Source organism: Streptococcus suis, assembly GCF_002964045.1.
Classification (GTDB): Bacteria; Bacillota; Bacilli; order Lactobacillales; family Streptococcaceae; genus Streptococcus; species Streptococcus suis_U.
Window position 1 is genome coordinate 1 of the sequence record NZ_POPB01000152.1, and the last position, 314, is coordinate 314.

The following is a 314-nucleotide window of genomic DNA, read 5'->3' on the forward strand; positions in this document are numbered from 1 at the left end:
ATTCTACAAGCTCTACGCCAGGGAACTCCCATCGAAACGGATGCAAAATTAGATGTTCTCGCTCGATTTACTCTGGCTGTTATTCATGAAAAAGGTAAGGTTGGACAGCCCTTGCTAGAGGAATTTTTCCAAGAGGGCTACACGGCTGAAAACGCCTTGGATCTGGTGTTAGGAGTCAGTCTTGCAACTCTTTGTAATTATGCCAACAATCTCATCAATACTCCTATCAATCCAGAATTACAGGCCTATGCTCTGTAGGAGTTCCAGCAGAATATGTATCGAAAACTAGTTAGGACGTTTACGTTATCCTAACT

Annotated in this window: 1 pseudogene; it reads left to right on the top strand. The window is 42.7% G+C overall.

Going from position 1 to position 314, the window contains the following annotated elements:
• Window positions 1-258, top strand: a pseudogene (locus C1E99_RS00885) (carboxymuconolactone decarboxylase family protein); the annotation flags it as partial.
• Window positions 259-314 lie beyond the last annotated feature (56 nt).